The sequence below is a fragment of the Oceanicaulis sp. genome (assembly GCF_965249665.1).
Lineage (GTDB): Bacteria > Pseudomonadota > Alphaproteobacteria > Caulobacterales > Maricaulaceae > Oceanicaulis.
In genome coordinates, this window is record NZ_OZ252247.1 from 231,407 (window position 1) to 248,023 (window position 16,617).

The 16,617-nt window shown below is 61.8% G+C and carries 19 protein-coding genes; 6 read left to right on the plus strand and 13 right to left on the minus strand.

The window, feature by feature from the left end:
- Position 1: 1 nt before the first annotated feature.
- Entirely contained in the window at positions 2-1,765 is a 1,764-nt protein-coding gene (argS, locus tag ACP154_RS01195) for an arginine--tRNA ligase (RefSeq protein ID WP_421857570.1), read from the minus strand.
- Positions 1,766-1,780: 15 nt separating this feature from the next.
- Complete coding sequence (locus ACP154_RS01200) at positions 1,781-2,404, minus strand: hypothetical protein (RefSeq protein ID WP_107711300.1); 624 nt, start codon at positions 2,402-2,404, stop codon at positions 1,781-1,783.
- Between the two features lie 99 nt (positions 2,405-2,503).
- Here ACP154_RS01200 and ispH point away from each other — a divergent pair, with 99 nt between their 5' ends.
- The 3 genes from ispH to rnhA are packed head-to-tail and all read left to right on the plus strand — an operon-like array spanning position 2,504 to position 4,361.
- Complete coding sequence (gene ispH / locus ACP154_RS01205; RefSeq protein ID WP_421857568.1) at positions 2,504-3,448, plus strand: 4-hydroxy-3-methylbut-2-enyl diphosphate reductase; 945 nt, start codon at positions 2,504-2,506, stop codon at positions 3,446-3,448.
- A 21-nt stretch (positions 3,449-3,469) separates the two neighbouring features.
- Positions 3,470-3,898, plus strand: coding sequence for a DUF1801 domain-containing protein (locus ACP154_RS01210; RefSeq protein ID WP_421857566.1), 429 nt, complete (start codon positions 3,470-3,472; stop codon positions 3,896-3,898).
- 16 nt (positions 3,899-3,914) lie between these two features.
- Positions 3,915-4,361, plus strand: coding sequence for a ribonuclease HI (gene rnhA, locus ACP154_RS01215; protein WP_421857564.1), 447 nt, complete (start codon positions 3,915-3,917; stop codon positions 4,359-4,361).
- 50 nt (positions 4,362-4,411) lie between these two features.
- Here rnhA and ACP154_RS01220 read toward each other — a convergent pair whose 3' ends face one another.
- A complete protein-coding gene (locus ACP154_RS01220) occupies positions 4,412-4,894 on the minus strand; it encodes a peroxiredoxin (protein ID WP_421857562.1) in 483 nt (160 codons plus the stop codon).
- Positions 4,895-5,016: 122 nt separating this feature from the next.
- Between ACP154_RS01220 and ACP154_RS01225 the strand changes: the two genes are divergently transcribed.
- A complete protein-coding gene (locus ACP154_RS01225; RefSeq protein ID WP_107711305.1) occupies positions 5,017-5,601 on the plus strand; it encodes a YqgE/AlgH family protein in 585 nt (194 codons plus the stop codon).
- A 251-nt stretch (positions 5,602-5,852) separates the two neighbouring features.
- Here ACP154_RS01225 and ACP154_RS01230 read toward each other — a convergent pair whose 3' ends face one another.
- From ACP154_RS01230 to coxB, 10 genes are all read right to left on the minus strand, one after another.
- On the minus strand, positions 5,853-7,013 hold the full coding sequence (locus ACP154_RS01230) for an EAL domain-containing protein (protein ID WP_421857560.1): 1,161 nt from the start codon (positions 7,011-7,013) through the stop codon (positions 5,853-5,855).
- Positions 7,010-7,588, minus strand: coding sequence for a GNAT family N-acetyltransferase (locus ACP154_RS01235; RefSeq protein ID WP_107711307.1), 579 nt, complete (start codon positions 7,586-7,588; stop codon positions 7,010-7,012). The genes ACP154_RS01230 and ACP154_RS01235 overlap by 4 nt, the downstream gene beginning before the upstream one ends.
- A gap of 23 nt (positions 7,589-7,611) precedes the next feature.
- A complete protein-coding gene (locus ACP154_RS01240; protein ID WP_421857558.1) occupies positions 7,612-8,322 on the minus strand; it encodes an SURF1 family protein in 711 nt (236 codons plus the stop codon).
- 4 nt (positions 8,323-8,326) lie between these two features.
- Positions 8,327-8,752 carry a DUF983 domain-containing protein gene (locus ACP154_RS01245; RefSeq protein ID WP_421857556.1) on the minus strand — a complete coding sequence of 142 codons (426 nt, stop codon included), beginning with the start codon at positions 8,750-8,752 and terminating at the stop codon, positions 8,327-8,329.
- Entirely contained in the window at positions 8,752-9,657 is a 906-nt protein-coding gene (locus ACP154_RS01250) for a cytochrome c oxidase subunit 3 (protein WP_421857554.1), read from the minus strand. The genes ACP154_RS01245 and ACP154_RS01250 overlap by 1 nt, the downstream gene beginning before the upstream one ends.
- A 91-nt stretch (positions 9,658-9,748) precedes the next feature.
- Positions 9,749-10,333 (minus strand): cytochrome c oxidase assembly protein, encoded by a 585-nt coding sequence (locus ACP154_RS01255; RefSeq protein ID WP_421857552.1) that lies wholly within the window; start codon positions 10,331-10,333, stop codon positions 9,749-9,751.
- A 6-nt stretch (positions 10,334-10,339) separates the two neighbouring features.
- Positions 10,340-10,552 (minus strand): protoheme IX farnesyltransferase, encoded by a 213-nt coding sequence (locus tag ACP154_RS01260; protein ID WP_133723765.1) that lies wholly within the window; start codon positions 10,550-10,552, stop codon positions 10,340-10,342.
- Complete coding sequence (gene cyoE / locus ACP154_RS01265; protein ID WP_421861422.1) at positions 10,552-11,574, minus strand: heme o synthase; 1,023 nt, start codon at positions 11,572-11,574, stop codon at positions 10,552-10,554. Before cyoE ends, ACP154_RS01260 begins: the two co-directional genes overlap by 1 nt.
- Positions 11,575-11,613: 39 nt before the next feature.
- On the minus strand, positions 11,614-13,230 hold the full coding sequence (gene ctaD, locus ACP154_RS01270) for a cytochrome c oxidase subunit I (protein WP_107711312.1): 1,617 nt from the start codon (positions 13,228-13,230) through the stop codon (positions 11,614-11,616).
- A gap of 11 nt (positions 13,231-13,241) precedes the next feature.
- Complete coding sequence (gene coxB, locus ACP154_RS01275) at positions 13,242-14,108, minus strand: cytochrome c oxidase subunit II (protein WP_107711313.1); 867 nt, start codon at positions 14,106-14,108, stop codon at positions 13,242-13,244.
- 262 nt (positions 14,109-14,370) lie between these two features.
- Here coxB and ACP154_RS01280 point away from each other — a divergent pair, with 262 nt between their 5' ends.
- On the plus strand, positions 14,371-15,000 hold the full coding sequence (locus tag ACP154_RS01280) for a tetratricopeptide repeat protein (RefSeq protein WP_421857549.1): 630 nt from the start codon (positions 14,371-14,373) through the stop codon (positions 14,998-15,000).
- An 88-nt stretch (positions 15,001-15,088) separates the two neighbouring features.
- Complete coding sequence (tldD, locus tag ACP154_RS01285; RefSeq protein WP_421857547.1) at positions 15,089-16,501, plus strand: metalloprotease TldD; 1,413 nt, start codon at positions 15,089-15,091, stop codon at positions 16,499-16,501.
- Positions 16,502-16,617 lie beyond the last annotated feature (116 nt).

Consider the following 16,617-nt stretch of genomic DNA (forward strand, 5'->3'; position numbering starts at 1 on the left):
TTTACATCCGCTCGGGCACGTCGATCCCGATCAAGCCCAGAACGATCTCGAGCTGTTTGAGCGTGGTTCCCGCGAGCGTCAGCCGCGACGCGCGAATGGCTTCGTCCTTTTCCGGCAGGATCGGACAGGCGGCGTAAAAGCCTGAAAACGCCTGCGCCAGACCAAAAGCGTGCTCACACAAGACGTTCGGCGCCCGGTCGCGTTCGGCCCGGCCAAGTGCGCTGTCAAACGCGTCCAGACGCCGGATCAGCGCCGCCTCGGCGGGGTCCGAGATCGTCACAGCACCAGGTTCAACCCCCTGCTCGCCCGCCTTCTTCAACAGCGATTTGATCCGCACGGCCTGGTACTGAAGATAGGGCCCGGTTTTGCCTTCGAAGCTGACAAAGCGATCGAGATCAAAGATATAATTGGTGGTGCGCACATTCTGCAGATCAGAGAACTTGATCGCGGCGTTGCCGACGGCGCGCGCCACGGCTTCAAATTCGTCTTCGGTCAGCTGCGCGCCCAGCCCGGCCTCGTTAAGACGCGCCCGCGCCCGCTCGCGCGCTTCACCGATAAGGTCCGCCAAACGGAATGTACCGCCTGCCCGGGTGCGCAGACGCTTGCCGTCTGTCCCGTTCACCGTGCCGAACTTCACATGCTCCAGCGCGCCTTCTTCCGCGAGGCCGGCCTTGTAAGCGGCGCGAAAAACCTGCTCGAAATGGTCAGACTGGCCCAGATCGACGACGTAAAGCGTCAGCTGGGGATTGTGCTGTTGCTTGCGGTCCAGAATGGTTGCGAGGTCGGTTGTCGCATACAGCGCCGAACCCTGGCTGGAGACCAGGATCAGCGGGGCCAGCTCTTTCTTGTCGTCTTCACGGGCGACGCGCACAATCCAGGCGCCGTCGCTCTCTTCAGCCACGCCGCGCGCCTTGAAGTCTTCAACCAGACCCGAAATCAGGTCATTGACGTCGCTTTCGCCCTTCCACAGGTCGAAATGCACGCCCAGCGCGCCGAAATCCTCTTTCAGCGCCGCAATCGACACCGTAATGAAATGGCGCAGCAAAGCCCGATAGCCCGGACGCCCGGCCTGCAATTCTGCAGTCGCCTTGCGCGAGCGCGCATTGCGTTCAGGGTCGTCCTTGGCCTTGGCGGAGGCTTGCGGATAGAGACGCGCCAGATCATCAATCGTCACCGGCGGCTCATCGGGATATGGACCCGTGAACTCGGCGTCGTAATAGACAAGGCCGGGCTGCTCGTCCTGCAACTCCGTGACCAGATGGCCCATCTGCAGGCCCCAGTCGCCAAGGTGAATATCGGAGGTGACGTCATGACCACGAAAGCGCATCAGGCGTTGCAGGCTGTCGCCGATCACCGATGACCGCAAATGGCCCACATGCATGGGCTTGGCCACATTGGGACCGCCGAAATCAATCATCACCCGCTTGGGGGCTGCGCTCTGACGACCACCCACACGCTCATCCTCAGCCAGTCCATTGGCGCGGATCGCGTAGACAGGGCTTGCCGGCGTGATGTTGAGAAAGCCCGGCCCGGCGATCTCAATCTCAAGCTCCGGGTGCTGGGCGTCGAGCTCAGCTTTCACGTCTTCTGCGACGGCGCGCGGCGCTTTCCGGGCCTGCTTGGCCGCCGCCATGGCGCCATTGCACTGATAGGGGGCAAGATCGGGGCGGTCGGATTCAAACACCGTTCCCAGATCGGCTGAAAGGCCAACGGCCTCGAACGCAGCGCCAACGGCGCTGGTCAATTGTTCGACAATCGAAGTCATAACGTCTCGAATATGTTAGTCGTCTTGCCCGGCCCGGACACGGAAGCGCAAGCCGCTGCGATTGAAGTCCAGCTGTTCGTCAGTGAGTTCAAACCCCACCAGAATTTCGAAGTTGGAGCCTGACGTGGTCGGCGACACGCGCGGAATGGAGATGGAATTGAACTCCTCGATCACTTCCACCCGATCCTCGCCCGGCTCGAAGGTCACGGTGATCGGATAGACCTGACGATCGATCACGACGCGGTCGGTTCGGGTGACGGCGACGAACATTTCATAAGTGTGGGTCATGCCCTGGGCCGCAGGACCGCGTCCGAAGCCCAGACGAACCGCCATTTCCATCTCGATCGGGTCAGCATTGCGGTCGGTGTAGCGGCAATTGCTCGCAACATTGAGAATTTCGCCCGTGAACCCCACATTCTCAAAAATGGCTGTTTCGCCATTGATCTCCACCAGTCGGTGGGCGTCATACAGCGCCAGCGCGTTCGGGCAGGGCCCCGGATTGGGGTCCGGCTCCGCAATGGTGTCACGCAGGGTGGAGCACCCGGACAGGACCAGAGCAGCGACGGACAGGCTCAGAACGGACAGGCGCATGAATAACCTCAAGGCGTTCGGATGGCGAACCATCTCAGAGGACGGCATGCCCCCCTTCGCGGGGCGCACGGTGTCTGCTAGAGCAGTCTGTACGACGCGCGCGCGGACAGGGCAACGCCCCGCCGCCTTTCCCCGCAGAGGAAATCCATGATCGACAAACCCGTTTTGACCGTCCAGCTGGCCTCTCCCCGCGGTTTTTGCGCCGGTGTGGACCGGGCGATTCAGATTGTGGAGAAAGCGCTCGAGCGTTATGGCGCCCCGGTTTTCGTGCGCCATGAGATTGTTCACAACAAACATGTGGTCAACCGGTTGGAGGCCATGGGCGCGGTGTTCGTCAAGGAACTCGATGAATGCCCCGATGACCGCCCCGTCGTGTTTTCAGCGCATGGCGTGCCCCAACGCGTCCCGGCCGAGGCGGCTCGCCGCGAGATGCTGTATGTGGACGCCACCTGTCCGCTGGTCAGCAAGGTGCATGTGGAGGCGCAGCGTCACCACAAATCCGGTCAGGAAATCCTGCTGATCGGCCATGCCGGCCACCCCGAGGTGATCGGCACCATGGGCCAGCTGCCCGAAGGCGTGATGCATTTGATCGAGACCGTGGAAGACGCCGAACGCTTCGAGCCGAAAGACCCAGACAATATCGCCTTCGTCACCCAGACCACATTGTCGGTCGACGACACCGCCGAAATTGTCGCCGCCTTGCAAAAGCGCTTCCCGAAGATCGCCGCGCCGCACAGGGAAGACATCTGCTACGCCACCACCAACCGCCAGGCGGCGGTGAAGGCGATCGGCGAAGGCGCGGATCTGGTGCTGGTCGTCGGGGCGCCCAACTCATCCAACTCGGTGCGGTTGGTGGAAGTGGCCGAACGCGCTGGCGCAAAAGCCGCCCATCTGGTTCAGAAAGCTGAAGAGATCGACTGGACCTGGCTCGACGGCGTGGAGCGCCTGGGCGTCTCCGCCGGGGCCAGCGCGCCCGAGGAGCTTGTAGAGGGTTTGCTGTCAGCCCTCGCCCGCCGCTACACCTTGCATATCCGCGAGGTCCGGGTGGCGGAGGAAAACGTGGTCTTCAAACTGCCCAAGGAAGTGGCGTAAGCTCTCCGCCTGGAGGCGCAGATGACCCAGAACAAGACCCAGCCCACCTCCGCTGACGTCGATGCATTTCTCGGCGCTGTGGAGCCAGAACGTCGCCGTGAGGACGGACGCGCGCTTAACGCCCTGTTCCAACGCGTCACCGGCTGGTCGCCGGTGATGTGGGGGCCGAGCATGATCGGCTATGGGTCTTATCATTATCGCTATGACAGCGGTCGCGAAGGCGATTTCCTCGCCACAGGCTTCAGCCCGCGCAAGGCGAACCTCTCCATCTACATCATGCCCGGCTATGCCGATTACGCATCCCTGCTGAACCGGCTGGGCAAACACAAGATGGGCAAAAGCTGTCTGTATGTGTCAAAGCTTGGCGATGTTGATCTGGACGTTCTGAGCGAACTCATTCAAGCCGGGCTAGAGGATCTGGGCCGCACATGGCCCGTCACGCCCAGCTAGAGTTCGCGAGGACGCCTTGGTCGACAACACCATTCTCATCCATACCGACGGCGCCTGTTCAGGCAATCCCGGCCCCGGCGGCTGGGGCGCGATCCTGCACTGGAACGGCCATGAGAAGGAATTGTCAGGCGCGGAAGCCGACACCACCAATAATCGCATGGAGCTGATGGCGGCGATCGCGTCGCTCGAGGCGCTGAAGAAAGCCCCGTCCAGAGTGCGGCTGGTCACCGACAGCACCTATGTGCGCGACGGGGTAACCAAATGGATACATGGCTGGAAACGCAATGGCTGGAAAACCGCCGCCAAGAAACCGGTCAAGAATGATGATCTGTGGAAACGGCTCGACGCCATCGCCTCAAAACATGACGTGCAATGGGAGTGGGTGAAGGGGCATGCGGGCCATCCCGAGAACGAACGCGCCGATCAACTGGCGCGCGACGCAATCTCGACCCTGTCAGACTAACAAAACCCGGCCTGGCGCTGCGCCGGCCGGGGTTTGAAAAACTGATTGCCTTAAAGCGCGCTCAGCACGTGCTCGGCGGATGACACTTCGAAATTGCCCGGCTCGTCCACGAAGAGGTGTTCAATCACCTTGTCGTTGACCACCAGCGCATAGCGTTGGGAGCGCTTTCCCATGCCGAACGCCGAACCGTCCATCTCAAGACCGAGCGCCGAAGCAAAATCGCCATTGCCGTCTGCGAGCATCAGCACAGAGTCGCCCGCGCCCTGATCCTTGCCCCAGGCCCCCATGACGAAAACGTCATTGACCGACGTGCAGGCGATCCGGTCAACGCCCTTGCCCTGAAGCTCGGACGCTTTCTCGATGAAGCCCGGCAGGTGTTTGGCGGAACAGGTCGGGGTGTAAGCGCCCGGCACGGCGAACAGCGCCACACGCTTGCCAGCGAACACGTCATCCGTGCTCATCGGCTGAGGGCCGTCTGCGGTCATGGTCATGAAGGTGACGTCAGGCAGGGTGTCGCCGACTTTGAGGGTCATGGGGAGGCTCCGAAAAGGACTGTGAACACTGGCAAGACTTAAGCCGCCCCCCGCCTCGCGACAAGACAGCGCGAGCGCGGCCAGGGCTGGACAATCGCCTCACTTGGGGAAAAGCTATGTCCATGGACGCGCCACAGCCTCATACCCAATCTGGATATCTGGGCGGAAAGCTGTTGATCGCCAGCCCTTTGATCGGCGATCCCCGGTTTGACCGCACAGTGATCTATATGTGCGCGCATGATTCTGAGACCGCTATGGGGATTATCCTCAATCGCCCGATGACCGGGTTCCGCCTGCCGGATCTTCTCGACCAGCTGGACGTTGCGGGCGGCGCGCAGGCGACCGACGCCCCTGTCCTGGAAGGCGGGCCTGTGGACCGTGATCGCGGGTTCGTTCTGCATACGCTGGATGTGGCTTGCGGACCCGCGACCGAGCAGGTGGGCGACAATCTGGGGCTGACCGCCACCCAAGAGATTCTCAACGCCCTGGCCTCTGACGCCGCGCCGGCGCGGGCCTTGATGGCGCTCGGCTATGCGGGCTGGGCCGCGGGCCAGCTTGAAGACGAAATCAGCCTGAACGCCTGGCTGGTGGCGGATGCAGACCACAGCCTGATCTTCGACGACACGCCCGAAGACAAATGGGCGCGCGCGCTCAGCAAATTGGGCGTGACACCGGAATTTCTGACCGCGACCAGCGGCAACGCGTAATCATCGCTCATCGCCATATTCACCGTTGACTTGATGGCGGAATAGCCTTCAATGGGCGAATAATTCCCCTCTGACGTGTTTTGGTTATCGCATGTCCCTGCAAAGACACCGCAAGCGATATATTCGCTTCACCCGGGCTCGCAATACTGTTGCCAAAGCCTTTGTGCTGGGTGTCCTGGGCTTGGCCGTGGTGTTGTTTCCGCTCTCCCTGACCTCAGGCTCTGTCGGGGCGCTGTGGCATTTCTAGACGCTCAGCCTTGCAGGCTTCGGGCGGGATGAAAGCGGGTTTTCAGCCCTTCTGTGACAGCCTGAGCCGCATCTTGCGGGGCGAGCGCCTGAGCGTACAAGAACCCCTGACCGTAATCACAGCCCAGATCACGACAGAGCGCCTGAGCCGCTTCGCTCTCCACGCCTTCCGCGACCACCAGCATGCCATAACTGTCCGCAATCCGGACCACCGATGAGATGATGGACCGGGCGGAGCCGTCCGTCAGCGCAGCGCGGATGAAATACTGGTCGAGTTTGACCACGTCAAAGGCGAACCGGTCGAGCCGCGCCAGCGATGAATATCCGGTCCCGAAATCATCCAGAACAATCGGCACCCCCTGCTCGCGCACAGCGTTCAGCGTGCGTTCGGCGGCGTCGGGATCCACCATCACATCGGTTTCACTGACTTCAAGCTTGAAGCCGCCCGCAGGCAATTGCGCCGCGTTCACCGCCTCCAACAGACGATCCGCGAAATCAGGCGCGCTGACTTCCGCCGCGGTGGCGTTGGCGGTGACGAACAGGTCCAGAGCGCCGCTATAGGCGGCATGCCAGGCGGACAGATCCAGCGCCGCCAGGGCGCGAACGCTCTCTCCCACCGCTTCGATATAGCCATGCGCTTGCGCCAGCGGCATGAACTCTTCAGCGCCCAATATGCCCACGCCGGGGCGGTCCCAGCGCGCGAGCGCTTCAAACCCCGCCAAGGCGCGCGTCGTGAGGTCGACCACAGGCTGGTAAAAGGCGCAGACCTCTCCGGCCTGCAGCGCCTCCGCCAATGCGGTCTCCATATCCAAGTCAGCGCGAACCCCCGCCGAGCCGCCCGCCGGCAGCATCAGACCCCGCCAGTTCAACCCATCGCCCTGCCCGATCAGCCGCACATAGCGCACCTGATGATCATCCCCGAGCAATCGCAGGCGCACATCACAGGGGCCGGCGCGCCTAAGAATATCGAGGCGCGGCTGGTCCGCCGGCGCCAATCTGTTTCGAAGCTGGTGGAAGCCGCCCTCGGCGCTTAGGGCGCCCAGCCCTAACGACAGGGCCTCTCCCCCCAGATGCAGGGAGTCATCAAGAAACCCGATCTCCACCGCCAAGGCTCCGGCCGCCACCACCGCATCTTGATAAGGTCCAAGCGCGGCGGGATCGGTCATCGGATGGGGTCCGTCGTCAAAATTGCGAATTTCAGATGGTCGCGCCATTCACCGTAGATTTTCAGATAGCCGCGCGCCACCCCTTCGGGCGTGAAGCCGACTGATGTCAGCAACAGGCGCGACGCGTCATTATCGAGCCGCGTCGCGGCCTCGACACGGTGCAGGCGCAAGGTGGAAAAGGCATGGCCCAGAACCCGCCGGACAGCGGCTCTCGCATAGCCTTTGCGCACATAGGGCGATCCGATCCAGTAGCCGATATCAGCCGCCTGCAGCACGCCGCGGCGCACATTATTGAGATTGCAGGCGCCGACCAGCACATCATCTGACGCTCGGAAAATGAAAAACGGATAGCCCGTGCCGTTCTCGATATCGGTCTGATAGCGACGCAGACGGCGTTTGAAGGCGGACTTGCTCAGTTCGTCTTCCGCCCAGGCCGGCTCAAACGGTTCGGTGTGCGCCCGACTGGCCGAGCGCAGCTTGGCCCAAGCCTCGTAATCCTCAAGCTGAGGATGGCGCAGTCTGAGCCCTTCGGACCACAGAACCGTCTCTTGCATGTCTTCTCGCCAGAGCGCCATCTGGGTTGTCCTTCGCCGTCAGCTTACGCACCGCGCCCTGTCAGGCGGCCGGCCTGTATATGATACGCGAAGTAAACAGCCAGCAAAGCCAGGGTCATGGCGAACCAGGTAATTGCATACGCCAGATGCCGTTCAGGCGGGGTTTGAGTCAGATATGCGGGCGGCTCGCCCGTGCTCAGGGCCAGCCAGTACTGTGTGTTCAGTGCGTCCGCTTCAATCCCCAGCACTGACGCCATGCCCACTGCATCAAACGCGTAAAACATGTTGGACGCGACATCCGGGGGTGGGGTGAAACCCCCCGTGCCCAAGGGCGTTTCAAAGCGCAGCGACAGCGCTTCTGGCTGAGCCGGAACGGCGCCGTCATCGGCGCGCGTGGCCGTTTGAAGCGCTTCAAACCCGGTCTCCACCAGCACGTGTTCGGTCCCGTCACAGGCCGCGACAGCCGAAAACAAACGCCAGCCTGGCGCACCCTGCACATTGCGGCCCGAGACGCGAACGATCGCTGCCGAGGCGTCCATACGCGGCGCGATGACTCGGCGCCCCGTCTCGGCCAGTCCCTCACATACACCTTCAGACAGGGAGATTGGCGGCGCGTCCGCTGTGGCTGCGTATTGCGCCAGCAGCTCCACTTTCCAGGCGCGCCGGTCCAGTTGCCAACTGCCCAGCCATAACAATAAAGCCAGAGCGGGCAGCATGAGAGCGGTCAGGATGGGATAGGGGCGAAAATTCGCCATGACGTTAAGCCGCGTCAGAGTCGCTGCGGGCCGTCTCCGCCTTGTGAGCCTGGCTTTCTGTCACGACCGGGTCGAGATCAAGCTGGGCTTCATGGGCGTTATGCTTCCACTGCAGAGCGAACAAGGTCGCCTTGAAAGGGGGCAGAATCAGCAAGGTCAGGAGCGTCGCCAGAGGCAGCCAGATCAGCATGTGAAGCCAGACCGGGGGCGAAGCCGCCAGTTCCAGCGCCAAAGCGGCTGGCACGACAATAAAGCCGACAATAGACATCACGAAAACCGCAGGGCCGTCGCCTGAGTCTTCGTCAGAGAAATCAAGGTCGCAGACGTCGCAGGCGTCTGCGACCTTGAGATAGCGACGAAACAGAGCCCCTTTGCCACAGCGCGGACAACGCCCGAGCAGGCCGGCGAGAAAGGGGCTCGTTTCAGTCATTAATGGCCTACCCCGTGGACAGTGCCCAGGCCGGCGAAGGCCACATAGACGAAGGCGAACAGGAACAACCAGACCACGTCCACGAAGTGCCAGTACCAGGCCGCGGCTTCATAGCCGAAATGCTTTTCCTTGGTCCAGTGACCCATGAGCAGACGGATCAGGCAGACCGCCAGGAAGATGGTGCCGATGATCACGTGCGCGCCATGGAAGCCCGTGGCCATGTAGAAGGTCGCGCCATACAGGCTGCCCGAAATGCCAAAGGCGGCGTGGGTATACTCATACACCTGCAAGATGGTGAAGCACACGCCCAGAACCACCGTCAGCAAGGTGCCCAGCGTCGCGCCCTTGCGGTCCCCGTGCTGAAGCGCATGGTGCGCCCACGTCACCGTGGTGCCCGACAGCAGCAAAACCAGCGTGTTGATCAGCGGCAGGTGGAACGGATCAAAGGTCTGGATGCCCGGCACGCCGGCTTCCCAGCCCGAATAGTCGATGCCCAACACTTCGCCGGTCCAGCCCGCACCCGCCCGGTCAGCATGGAACAGCGCCATGTCGAAGAACATCCAGAACCAGGCTGCAAAGAACATCACTTCTGAGACGATGAACAGGATCATGCCGTAACGCAGACCGATGTCGACGACCGGCGTGTGGTCACCCTTCTGGCCTTCCTTGATGATGTCGCCCCACCAACCGAACATCACATAGATGATGATCGCGAAGCCCAGCATCATCAGGACCGGAGAGCCCTGCTGCAGGAAGAAGTAGAAGATGGACTCTTCGTTGGTCGACAGACCTTTCATGAAGACGACCGCGCCAAACGTCAGCACGAACGCGCCAAGTGAGGCGACGAACGGCCAAGGACTGGGATCAACGAGGTGATAATCGTGTTTAACGGCTGCGCCGGCCATGAGGGTCTCCCGCCAGTAAGTTCCGGGTCAAATTCCAAGGGCTTCTATAAGGGCGCCCGTCCCGGTATTCAATTCATCACACGCTTGCGCGCTACTGGGCTTCAGCGTCCGAAGTGGACGCGTCTGCAGTTTCATAAACCCGCTCGTCGCCGCTTTCCCAGAACGTATAGGACAGCGTCATCGTGCGAATGTCGTCCAGCCGGGCGTCCTCGTCCATAAGGGGATCTACGAAGAAGATCACCGGCATATCCATGGATTGCCCCGGATCAAGCGTCTGTTCGGTGAAGCAGAAGCATTCCAGCTTGGAAAAATACGGCCCCATCTTGAACGGGGTCACATTATAGCTGGCGACGCCCGTCACCGGACGATCAGAGGTGTTGGTTGCGCGATAGAAGGCGAGCGCCGTCTCACCAGCACGCACCGTCATTTCGTTTTGCAGCGGCTCAAACTCCCAGGGGAAGTCGCGCGAGCGCGAGGCGTCAAAACGCACCGTCACTTCGCGGTCGAGCACCTGGCCCGGATCGTATTGGACGACCTGGGTCGTACCGCCATAGCCGGTCACCCGGCAAAAGAGGTCATAGATCGGCACCGCCGCATACGCCATGCCGACCATGCCCAGGATGATCCCGCCGCACAGGGCGAAGACCTTGGTGTTCTTGTTGAGCTTGGAAAACATAAGCGATCAGCCTCCCGAGTTATAATTGGTCGCCAGACGCACCATCGTGGTCACAAAGATCAGTCCGACAAATGCGAACAGACCCAGAGCTATGGCGCGATTGCGGTTCTTGCGCGCAGCCTTTTGCTCTTCGGTCAGAACCACCGTCTCAGCGTCCGTGCGCGGGTCTGTCTTCGCGGCGGGCTGCGGCGATTGCAGCGTCGTTTCGGGGTCGCTCATCATGCGCCTCCCAACAGGGCCAGAACCGGCTTGTAGCCGCCCGCGCCATGCTCGACGAGCAAGGCGGCGAACAGCAAGGTGAGATGGGCGATGGAGTAAGCGAACAGATCTCGTGCAGCCTTGTCGCCGGCGCGCACCGCATAAAGCTCGTCTTCTGCGGCGTTGGCGTCCCCGGCGCGCGACAGGAACACCCGCACGGCCAGAAGCGCGAACAGCGCCCCGCCCAGCACGACAGCCCCGGTGTAAACCCAGCCGCCCAGGCCGGTCACGATCGGTCCCGCCGTGGCGGCCAGATAGAGCGCGGTGTAGATCAGGATTTGCAGCCGGGTTGATTTCGCGCCCTTGGCGACCGGCATCATCGGCACCCCGGCGGCGGAATAATCGCCCGATTTATACAGCGCCAGCGCCCAGGAATGGGGCGGCGTCCACAGGAAGATGATCATAAAGAGCAGCACCGCATTCAGGCTGACATCGCCTGTGGCGGCGGCCCAGCCGATCATCGGCGGAAAGGCGCCCGCAGCGCCGCCAATGACGATATTCTGCGGCGTCGAGCGCTTCAGCCACATGGTGTAGATCACCGTGTAGAAAAAGATCGAAAAGGCCAGAAGGCCGGCGGCGACATAGTTGGTCGCCAGCGCCATCAACAGGACAGACGCCAGCGCCATGACGCCGGAGAAGACATAAGCCTCGCTGGCGGGCACGCGGCCCGTGGGCACCGGACGGCGTCGGGTGCGCTTCATGATCGCGTCAATATCGGCGTCATAGGCCATGTTGAACGCGCCCGCCGCGCCTGCGCCCACGGCGATGCAGAGCATGGCGATGGCGGCGGTCAGAAAGTTCACGCTGACAGGGGCGGCCGCGAACCCTGCCAGACCGGTGAACACCACCAGGGTCATGACGCGCGGCTTCATCAGCGAGACATAGTCTCGCCAGGACGCCAGCTTTGCGGCGTCCGAAGGATCGCTGGGCGGCGCTGCATCAGCAGCGCCGCCCTTGCGAAGATCAGCGGAGAGGTCGGTCACGATGGTCGTTTCCGGTTCCGTCAAATCGTCAACTCACTGCTACTTGATGCGCGGCAGTTCGTTGAACTGGTGGAAGGGCGGCGGAGAGGACAGGGTCCACTCCAGCGTGGTTGCGCCTTCGCCCCACGGATTGGCCTCGGCCGGGCGGCGACGCATGATCGACTCGATCAGCACCAGGAAGAAGGCGGCCATCCCGACCAGCATGACGACGTAGCCCACGGAAGAGACCATGTTCCACATCGCATAGCCGTCCGCGTAGTCCACATACCGGCGCGGCATGCCCTGGAGGCCCAGAAAGTGCTGCGGGAAGAAGATCAGATTGGCGCCCACGAAGAAGAAGAAGAACTGAATGTTCGCCAGCGTCTCGTTGAACTTGATGCCAAAAATCTTCTCATACCAGTAGTAGAAACCGGCGAAAATCGAGAACACCGCACCCAGCGACAACACGTAGTGGAAGTGCGCCACCACATAATAAGTGTCGTGCAGCGACTGGTCGATGCCGGCGTTTGACAACATCACGCCGGTCACGCCGCCCACGGTGAACAGGAAGATGAAGCCGATCGCCCAGATCATCGGGGAGCGGAACTGAATGGAGCCGCCCCACATGGTGGCGATCCACGAGAAGATCTTGATGCCGGTCGGCACCGCAATGATCATCGTGGCGGCCACGAAATAGGCTTTCAGGTTCACGTTCAGGCCCACAGTGTACATGTGGTGCGCCCACACGATGAAGCCGATGAAGCCGATGGCGACCATGGCGTAAGCCATGCCCAGATAGCCAAAGACCGGCTTGCGCGAGAAGGTGGACACGATGTGGCTGATCATGCCGAAGCCGGGCAGGATCAGAATGTACACTTCCGGGTGACCAAAGAACCAGAACAGGTGCTGGTACATGATCGGATCGCCGCCGCCGGCGGGATCAAAGAAGGTGGTGCCAAAGTTCCGGTCCGTCAGCAGCATGGTCAGGGCGCCGGCCAGAACCGGAACCGAGAGCAGCAGCAGGAAGGCGGTCACCAGCATCGACCACACAAACAGCGGCATCTTGTGCAGGGTCATGCCCGGCGCGCGCATGTTGAAGATCGTGGTGATGAAGTTGATCGAGCCCAGGAGCGAGCTGACGCCGGCGATGTGCAGCGAGAAGATCACCATGTCGAATGCTGGGCCGTTATGCCCGGATGTCGACAAGGGGGGATACATCACCCAGCCGCCGCCGAAACCGTCATCTCCGCCTGCGCCCGGCACGAACATCGAGCCGATGAGCATGATGAAGGAGAAGGGCAGCAGCCAGAACGAGATGTTGTTCATCCGCGGGAAGGCCATGTCCGGCGCGCCGATCATCAGCGGCACGAACCAGTTGCCGAAACCGCCGATCATGGCGGGCATGACCATGAAGAAGATCATGATCAGACCGTGCATGGTCGTGATGACGTTGTAGTTATGCTCGTTGCCCCAGAAGCCGTTGTTAAAGACCTGAAGGCCGGGCTCTGCGAGCTCCCAACGGATGAGGCCGGACATGGCGCCGCCGATCACCCCCGCGAAAATCGCGAAGATGAGGTACATCGTGCCGATGTCCTTGTGGTTGGTGGAATACACCCAGCGCTTCCAGTCCCAGATGCTGGGGGTGTGATCGTCGTGATGCGCAGCAGCGTCTGACATCTGATCTCTCCTTACTGGACAGAAGCGAGGCGAGCACCGCCACGCACGTCGTCATAATAGGCCACCAGAACTTCTGGCGCGGTGTAGGGGTCTTCATTGGCCGCCTCGACCCAGGCGTTGAACACCTCTTCAGGCACCACATGCACTTCGATCGGCATGAAGGCGTGAAGCAGGCCGCACAGCTCCGAGCACTGGCCGTAATAGATGCCCGGCTCATCAACGGTGAACCAGGTTTCGTTCAGGCGGCCCGGAATGGCGTCCATCTTGATGCCGAAGGCGGGCATGGCCCAGTTGTGGATGACGTCAGACGCCGTGACTTCGACACGGACAGTCGCGCCGGTCGGCACCACGACGGGAAGGTCGGTGGTCAGGTTGCGCAGCGCCGCATAGGGGTGTGTCGCGATATCCTCATCGGCGACCATGTTGGCGACGTAATCAAACCCGCCATGGTCGGGATAGGTGTAGGTCCAGTTCCACTGATTGCCCGTGGTCTTGATCGTGAAATCCGCCTCGGGGATGACGTCTTGCAGATAGAGCAGCTTGAAGGACGGCACGGCGATGACGACCAGGATCAGGATGGGAATGCCCGTCCAGATCACCTCGACCAGCGTATTGTGGCTGAACTTCTTGGCTTCAGGGTTGGCTTTACGGTTGTAGCGCACCATCACCCAGACCAGCAGGCCGAGAACGACCAGCGTGATAGCGGTGATGATCCACAACACCATGGTGTGGAAAACATCGATGTTTTCCTTCACCGGGGTGACAGCTTGCTGCAGCCCCAGATTACCGTCGATCGGCGCGCCGATCACGGTCGCCGAAGCGCCGGCGGTCGTTAAACAAAGGGCGGCGAAGGCGCCCAGCATGGCCGAGAATCGCATAATTTCCCCAAAATCCTGGTTCTATCGTCCAATTGGCGACGTCTTGCGAGATACGCTCAAACGCCAGATGTAGCGACTCGTCGCCACAGTGCTCGTTGCGCACGATATAGACTGCAATCACAAGCGAGCCAATCGAGCTTAAGCGCCTTTTTGTCGCACTTGGCGCCCTTTTTCCACCTCCTTGTGCGCACGAATGTCTGGCCCGCTGATTTAGGCTTTGCTAACCTTGTCGTTCATTATCAAGTCTGAGGGGGCCAGATTAATGTCGACACACAGTTTTCAGACGCGCCAGAACAAACCGCTCATGCAAGCCCTCACCGGAGGCGCGTGCGGGCTGGCCATGGCGGCTCTTCTGGCGGTTGCGGTCTCATTCGCCTTCTCCGGCCGCGCCCTGGGTCAAGCGCAACAAGCCGCGACTTATGAGACTGACGCCCGATATGAGTGCGAAGCGGGCGCGCGCGAGGCCGGCGCGACCGGACGCGCTCTGGGCGCCTGCGATCTTCTGCTGCGCGACGCCTCTGTGAGTGGCGAAACGCGCGCACGCGTCCTCACCAATCGCGCCGTCATGCTTTTGGCTCGCGGACAGAACGTTCAGGCCCGCTCAGACCTTGAAGAAGCGGTCGAGCTGGCGCCGGATTTGGCGGAAGCCTGGCTGAACCTGTCGGCGGCGCAAATCACCACCGGTTCCGCTCAGCAGGCGATCGAGACCGCACGTCAGGCCGGAGAGCTGGGCGCCAGCCCGGCGCTCACGGCTTTCAACACGGCGATCGCGCTGGAGACGCTGGGCCGGTTTGAAGACGCCTACGCCGCCTATAACCAGGCCGCCCAGCAAGATCCCGAAAACATGACGCTGGCCGCCCAACCGGGCCGGTTCATCTGGCATCAAGGCTGATTGGTGCGGGACGACCTGTCCGCGCCCCTCGCACTCATACCTCTCAAGGGCTATGTATGACAGCCTACCGCCATGCGCAGGAGCTGTCATGACCACCGATCCGTTTTCCGCTTTCGAATTTGACGCCGATGATGCGGGCCGCGTGCTCGACGCGGCGCTTGTGGGTGCGGACGACGGCGAGTTGTTTCTGGAGACCTCTACGGCGGAAAGCCTGGCGTTTGATGATGGCCGGCTGAAAGTCGCCAATTTCGACGCCGAGCGCGGCTTTGGCCTGCGCGGCGTTTTTGGCGAGGCCTCCGGCTTCGCCCATTCCTCTGATCCCACCCTGGCCGCGCTCAAGCGCGCCGGTGAAACCGCCAGCGCTGCCCGGCAAGGGCGCGATGCGGTGATGGCTCCCTCTCCCGCGCGCGCCAACCAGTCCCTCTACAAAGATGTGGACGTCATCGCGCAGCCGGGATTTGAGGCCAAGTCGGCGCTGCTCGCCGAGATCGACGCGTATTGCCGCGCCAGCGATCCTGAAGTCGTGCAGGTGTCGGCCTCCGTGTCCGCATCCCGCCGCGTGATCGGCATTGTGCGCACAGGCGGCGATGTGCGCACCGAAGTGCGCCCGCTGGTGCGGGTCAATGTCTCTGTCACCTGTGAGCGCAATGGCCGCCGCGAAACCGGCTCGGCCGGTGCGGGCGGTCGCGCCGCATTTGATCAATGGATCGCGCCCGGCGCCTGGAAAAACCTCGCGGATGAAGCGCTGCGCGTGGCCAAGGTCAATCTTGAAGCCGTCGATGCGCCCGCTGGTGAATGGCAGGTCGTGCTGGGGCCGGGCTGGCCCGCGATCTTGCTCCATGAAGCCGTGGGGCATGGCCTTGAGGGCGATTTCAACCGCAAGGGCAGCTCCGCCTTCTCCGGCAAGGTCGGTCAGCAAGTCGCTTCCAAGGGCGTGACGGTTGTTGATGACGGCACCATTCCGGATCGCCGCGGCTCGCTGAGCTTTGACGATGAAGGCACGCCGACGGGTCGCACAGTGCTGATCGAGGACGGCATTCTCAAAGGCTATATGCAGGACCGCCAGAATGCGCGCCTCATGGGTGTGGAGCCGACGGGCAATGGTCGCCGCGAGAGCTACGCCCACCCGCCCATGCCGCGCATGACCAACACCATCATGGAAGCGGGCGATACCGATCCGGGCGAAATTCTGGAAAGCCTGAAGGACGGTGTTTACGCCAAGAATTTCGGCGGCGGTCAGGTGGACATCACCTCGGGCAAATTCGTGTTCCGCTGCACCGAGGCCTATCGTGTGCGGGACGGCCAGATCTGCGAGCCGATCAAAGGCGCGACCCTGATCGGGGACGGTCCGACAGCGCTGACCAAGATCTCCATGATCGGCGATGATCTGCAGCTGGACCCCGGCGTCGGCACCTGCGGCAAGGCCGGACAGGGCGTGCCCGTGGGTGTCGGACAGCCTACGCTTCGTATTGACGGGCTGACAGTCGGCGGCGCCGGTTGACCGGACAAATAGAGCAAATCACGTTACAAAGTAGTCACTTACCGCCTTGTAATACAAATTCTTGAAGCATCTGTCCTAGCTTGCGCTTGATTTTGATTTGCAAGGCTGGATAGAGA

Bases quoted from the DNA above. Each gene is read 5' to 3' on its own strand.
- ACP154_RS01230 (WP_421857560.1), bottom strand. From the start codon at position 7,013: ATGACCGATCCCGCCGCGCTTGGACCTTATCAAGATGCGGTGGTGGCG.
- ACP154_RS01245 (WP_421857556.1), bottom strand. From the start codon at position 8,752: ATGACTGAAACGAGCCCCTTTCTCGCCGGCCTGCTCGGGCGTTGTCCG.
- ACP154_RS01280 (WP_421857549.1), top strand. From the start codon at position 14,371: ATGTCGACACACAGTTTTCAGACGCGCCAGAACAAACCGCTCATGCAA.
- ACP154_RS01235 (WP_107711307.1), bottom strand. From the start codon at position 7,588: ATGGCGCTCTGGCGAGAAGACATGCAAGAGACGGTTCTGTGGTCCGAA.
- ACP154_RS01255 (WP_421857552.1), bottom strand. From the start codon at position 10,333: ATGTTTTCCAAGCTCAACAAGAACACCAAGGTCTTCGCCCTGTGCGGC.
- ACP154_RS01240 (WP_421857558.1), bottom strand. From the start codon at position 8,322: ATGGCGAATTTTCGCCCCTATCCCATCCTGACCGCTCTCATGCTGCCC.
- tldD (WP_421857547.1), top strand. From the start codon at position 15,089: ATGACCACCGATCCGTTTTCCGCTTTCGAATTTGACGCCGATGATGCG.
- ispH (WP_421857568.1), top strand. From the start codon at position 2,504: ATGATCGACAAACCCGTTTTGACCGTCCAGCTGGCCTCTCCCCGCGGT.
- argS (WP_421857570.1), bottom strand. From the start codon at position 1,765: ATGACTTCGATTGTCGAACAATTGACCAGCGCCGTTGGCGCTGCGTTC.
- ACP154_RS01250 (WP_421857554.1), bottom strand. From the start codon at position 9,657: ATGGCCGGCGCAGCCGTTAAACACGATTATCACCTCGTTGATCCCAGT.
- ACP154_RS01225 (WP_107711305.1), top strand. From the start codon at position 5,017: ATGGACGCGCCACAGCCTCATACCCAATCTGGATATCTGGGCGGAAAG.
- coxB (WP_107711313.1), bottom strand. From the start codon at position 14,108: ATGCGATTCTCGGCCATGCTGGGCGCCTTCGCCGCCCTTTGTTTAACG.
- ACP154_RS01260 (WP_133723765.1), bottom strand. From the start codon at position 10,552: ATGAGCGACCCCGAAACGACGCTGCAATCGCCGCAGCCCGCCGCGAAG.
- ACP154_RS01200 (WP_107711300.1), bottom strand. From the start codon at position 2,404: ATGCCGTCCTCTGAGATGGTTCGCCATCCGAACGCCTTGAGGTTATTC.
- ACP154_RS01220 (WP_421857562.1), bottom strand. From the start codon at position 4,894: ATGACCCTCAAAGTCGGCGACACCCTGCCTGACGTCACCTTCATGACC.
- ctaD (WP_107711312.1), bottom strand. From the start codon at position 13,230: ATGTCAGACGCTGCTGCGCATCACGACGATCACACCCCCAGCATCTGG.
- ACP154_RS01210 (WP_421857566.1), top strand. From the start codon at position 3,470: ATGACCCAGAACAAGACCCAGCCCACCTCCGCTGACGTCGATGCATTT.